Raw genomic sequence first — 3230 nt, forward strand, 5'->3', positions numbered from 1 at the left:
AAAGCCCCGCCCATCCGCCTCAAAGCAGTCTCACTGCTCATGCAGCACTACAGGCCAGAAACACGCTCTAACCGCAGCATTGATGAGACTTCACAACCAGCCGGAACAGGAGTCTGAGGGCCACCAGCATGCCGAGGCTCAGGCATGCATCCCCGAACGTCTCCCCGCTGCTGAACACCTGCACCGAGAGATAGCCGGGCACGAGGATCCCAGCCGCCACGATGCGCGCGATCGTCTCGGACGACATCCGCCTCGTCATGCGTCACCACCCTCGTTTTCGTATTCGGGCTGGGCGGTGAGGCCGTCCCACCACTGGTGCACGAGATGCCCCCCCCGGCGGCGCTGGTGCCCGCGCCGATCATGTCCGGCCACCTGCCGAAGACGAGGCCAAAGACGCCGACGGCGGCGGCGAACGCGACGAGGGTCGCCACGACCTCCCGGACGGTGAGCTTCTTTGGCAAGGCCGGCGTCCGCCACCGTTCCCCACGCGACTTCATCGGCTCTCCTTCTCCAGCCGGAAGACGTCACGGATGTTCATGACGGTGGCCACGATCAGCACGGCGAGGACGGCCCCCACCAGGGCCCACAGCCACCCCGGCATGACCACGGGGGCATCGGAGCCGAGCCCGCTCCAGGCTCCGGCGCCGCCACCGCCTCCGCACACTGCGGCGGTGCCGCTGGCGGGCGTTGCTACGAGCTTCTTCAGACGCTTGATCATCGGCGCTTCACCTCGTCGCGCATGAGGCGGTCGAGGCGCGTCAGCAGGGCCTGGCGCCGGTCGAGGCGCTTGCGGCGTTCGCGGCGGGCCGTGCGGACGATGGACACGGCGATGAGAGCGGGCAGGAACATACCCCACAACCGCCAGCCGGTCGAAGTGTCCGAGTCCGTGGCGTTGGCGACGAACAAGATGGCCAACGCGATGAGCAGGGCCCGGTCCGTCCAGTCCATGCGGAGCTTCACTTGGGCCACCTCCCGCGGCGGTAGTCGCGCAGGCCCATGGCGATAGCGACGGCGGCGCACGTCATGCTGATGATGATCACCGTGAGCTTCCAGGCGGGGATCTCGCGGTCCGCCAGGAGGTTCCCGATACTCACGGCCATGCTCAGGGACACCGAGGCCATGAACACCCTGATCCGTGTACGCGGCTTCACTTGCGCCTCCGGAACATGCAGACGAAGACACCGACCGCGATGGTGGTGCCCATGATCAGGACCACGATCCCCTGGTCGTGCGTCAGGTCGGGCGGGACGTAACCGCTCACTTGCGCCGCTCCCAGAAGTGGAAAAACGCGACTAGACCGAAACAGATCCCTATGAACGTCAGATCGATCCACAAGGGGACGACGCCGAAGTGCCCCCGCGCCAGGGGGATCACTTGCCCTGCCAGTAGCGGTAGCCGAGACAGGCGGCGAACACGACGATGATCGTGAGCAGCACCCAGCCGGGCAGCGGGTCACCGCCGTAGGAGTGGCCTCGGGCCAAGATCCGGTGGGTCACTGTCTTGCTCCGCTCGAATTGGCCCCCCGGCTGTCGATGTGTCCGGGGGACGCTAGGCGGCGGAGCGGAACAGAGAAAAGTTGATCATGGGAGTGCGTTACCAGTCTCACAGCGGCCCGGGTGGGCAATGTGCCGGACAGCTCCCTGCCCGGATTCCTGCCCGTATCGACTCGACGCCGCCCTCCCTACGAGCCCGCCTCAACGTTCGCTGCGCCATGCCGTCGGCCGCGCGAGAGCGGGCGGAAGCCGGCCCCGGTCCGTTCTACTGTCGATCCACATGCTGCGGACCACGCCTGCTCAGCATTCACCCCGGGGCAACCGCGGAGGGACCGGGGGGGCTAACGCGGCTTCCGCTCACGGGCCGTATCCGGAAGCCGCCTAGACCCCCGGCCGTGGGGTTCTGATAGCGCCCCGGCCGTGTCGTCACCGGCCACCCCGGGCCGCCCCGGTTCAATGACCGTGCCACAGCCACTGATCGGCAACGTGCCCGCCCCGCACCACTCCCCCCGCTGTCCGGGCCGGAGACACGGGGCGGCCAGAGACGGGAGAACCCCCATGCGTATCCGCACCCTGTTCGTGTCCACCCTGCTGGCCACCTGCACCGTCCTCGGCGGCGCCGGTATGGCGGCCGCCGACGACGACCCCCAGGAACTCACCCCCAGAGAGCAGGCCGGCCTGGAAGCGGCAACGTCGATCGTCGACACCCTGCTCGGCGGAGGCATCCCGCTCACCCGGTAGCACCACGCGGGAGCCCGGTCCCGTCACGGCCCTGTCCGCACGCACGCCCGGGGGGCGGGTGCCGGCAGCGGGTGTCCGGAGCAGGGCCGGTAGAACATCTTCCCACTGCCGCGGGGGGGATGGAGGACGCATTCGTCGCACCCTGGCCGTACGTGACGTTCGCGTCGGGGGCCGCGTCGCCCGGGCCGGGGCCCGGCGCGGGCAGCAGGACCTTCCGCTCCTCGACGCCGTCTGCGGTATTGACGAGGAAGGCCAGGTCCGGGGCGGCGTCTTGGGGCAGTCTGCGACCCGGGCCTCCTGGCCTCCTCAATCTCTCCGCCCCGCCCCTGTTGGAGCTCACGGGCCGCTTCACGGAGACCCGGCCGTCGCCACCGAGCGGGCCGGGTCCGTACTCCCAGAGGCCGGAGGCCTGCGGGGCGTTGATGCCCCGCAGGCCTCCGGCGACACTGACGAACACGCCGAGCATGCCGTCGATACTGAAACCGGCCACACCCACCGCGCCGGCGTCCTCCCTGGCGGCCCCGAACACGTGCGTCACCGGGGTCCTCTCACCGAACGGGCCGCTCTCGGCCCCTCCTTGGACACTCACAGCGGTGCCGGTGCGGTCCGGGCCGGTGACCTCATCCGGACAGGGGCGTCGTCGAACCGGCCCACCAGGATCGTGTCGGCTCGTGCCGTCGGCGGGGCAGGGCTTCCTCGGGCCGTCGCCGCCTGCGCCGCACGCCGGCGGCGGACGCGGAACCGGTGCCCTGCCCGCAGCCGGCCGCCATCAGGGCCGACGCGGCCATGACGACCCGTAATTGCAAAGACAGCAGGGGCCGCCCCCGGCCAAGCCGCAGGCCCGGTCCGCGCCGGCAAGGCTGCCGGGGCCCGCTCCCAGCGGGCCCGCTCTGTCGAAAATGGTGATCCGTACATGGCATGCTGCTCACCGGCCCGCGCGTGGCACTGGCACCGGCCGGTGCCGGCGCGGCCACCCGTCCCCCGACCGGTTCCTGC

General features: G+C 70.2%; 6 protein-coding genes. 1 reads left to right on the top strand and 5 read right to left on the bottom strand.

Translation table 11 applies throughout. The features are described 5' to 3' along the window. Positions 1–67 precede the first annotated feature (67 nt). The 5 genes from ACZ7L4_RS42870 to ACZ7L4_RS42890 all read right to left on the bottom strand — a co-directional run bounded on the left by ACZ7L4_RS42870 (position 68) and on the right by ACZ7L4_RS42890 (position 1496). Positions 68–259, bottom strand: a complete 192-nt coding sequence (locus tag ACZ7L4_RS42870) for a hypothetical protein (RefSeq protein WP_472110713.1) — start codon at positions 257–259, stop codon at positions 68–70. Positions 260–493: 234 nt separating this feature from the next. Further along, positions 494–718 (bottom strand): hypothetical protein, encoded by a 225-nt coding sequence (locus ACZ7L4_RS42875; RefSeq protein WP_472110715.1) that lies wholly within the window; start codon positions 716–718, stop codon positions 494–496. Continuing rightward, a complete protein-coding gene (locus ACZ7L4_RS42880) occupies positions 715–960 on the bottom strand; it encodes a hypothetical protein (protein WP_472110717.1) in 246 nt (81 codons plus the stop codon). Before ACZ7L4_RS42880 ends, ACZ7L4_RS42875 begins: the two co-directional genes overlap by 4 nt. Beyond that, complete coding sequence (locus ACZ7L4_RS42885; protein ID WP_472110719.1) at positions 957–1151, bottom strand: hypothetical protein; 195 nt, start codon at positions 1149–1151, stop codon at positions 957–959. The genes ACZ7L4_RS42880 and ACZ7L4_RS42885 overlap by 4 nt, the downstream gene beginning before the upstream one ends. Before the next feature lie 219 nt (positions 1152–1370). Then, complete coding sequence (locus ACZ7L4_RS42890) at positions 1371–1496, bottom strand: hypothetical protein (protein WP_472110721.1); 126 nt, start codon at positions 1494–1496, stop codon at positions 1371–1373. Between the two features lie 555 nt (positions 1497–2051). Between ACZ7L4_RS42890 and ACZ7L4_RS42895 the strand changes: the two genes are divergently transcribed. Beyond that, on the top strand, positions 2052–2234 hold the full coding sequence (locus ACZ7L4_RS42895; protein ID WP_472110723.1) for a hypothetical protein: 183 nt from the start codon (positions 2052–2054) through the stop codon (positions 2232–2234). The last annotated feature ends 996 nt before the right edge of the window (positions 2235–3230 follow it).

This window comes from Streptomyces sp. NPDC107575 (assembly GCF_055657265.1).